General features: G+C 69.1%; 1 protein-coding gene. It reads right to left on the bottom strand.

The genetic code is table 11. The features are described from left to right. The coding region (locus tag BFN01_RS14910) for a helicase-related protein (RefSeq protein WP_371261050.1) at nt 1–625 on the bottom strand (625 nt) is incomplete at its 3' end. Between the last annotated feature and the right edge of the window lie 263 nt (nt 626–888).

The raw sequence follows: 888 nt of genomic DNA, 5'->3' as shown, positions 1-888 counted from the left end.
GGCGCACGCCCGGCACGGTCAAGGACGACTCGGCGAGCGACGTCGTGACGATGATGCGCGGCCGATCGTGGCCGGCGCGGCCGCGGATCACGGCGTCCTGCGTGGCCGAGGGCAGCTGCCCGTGCAGCTGCCGCACGTCGACGTCCGGAGCGAGGTCGGCGATGCGGCGTGCGATCTCGGCGACCTCGCGCGCGCCCGGTGCGAAGACGAGGGTGTCGGCGTCGGGTGCGGTCCGGACGAGGTCGCGGGCAGCGGATGCCGCCGTGCCGGCGACATGGTCGAGGAACGAGCGGGTGACGCCTCGCTCATCGAGCCGCGGCGCGGGGCTCGGCGCCCACCGCTCGGTGAGCGGATGAGCGGGGACGCGGTGGTCGACGATCGGGGCGGGGTCTGCGTCCGTACCGAGCACGGACGCGATCCGTGCGGCGTCGAGCGTCGCCGACATCGCGACCAGGGTGAGGTCGTCGCGCAGCTCGCGCACCTCGCCGAGCAGGCCGATGAGCAGGTCGGTCTCGAGCGCACGCTCATGCACCTCGTCGATGATCACCGCCGAGATGTCGTCGAGGCCCGGGTCATCGAGCATCCGGCGCAGCAGAACCCCCGCCGTGACGAACTCGACGCGCATCTGCGGGCTCGTCTTGCGCTCGCCGCGGACGGTGAAGCCGACGCGCTCGCCGAGCGGCGAGAGGTGGAGCTCGGCGAGGCGACGGGCGGCGGCGCGGGCCTGTGGTTTGCCTGTCTCTTATACACATCTCCGAGCCCACGAGACGCGTAGTATCTGGTATGCCGTCTTCTGCTTGAAAAAAAAAAAACGAAGAATTCGGTCGGACCACGTATCACATGACAAGACTACTATGTGCTACATGGCTGTAACGTCGATGACCAGTA

The organism is Microbacterium sp. AR7-10 (assembly GCF_001878835.1).
Taxonomy (GTDB): Bacteria; Actinomycetota; Actinomycetes; order Actinomycetales; family Microbacteriaceae; genus Microbacterium; species Microbacterium commune.
Note: the sequence above shows the minus strand (reverse complement) of the source record. Positions and strands in the feature narration are given on the sequence as shown.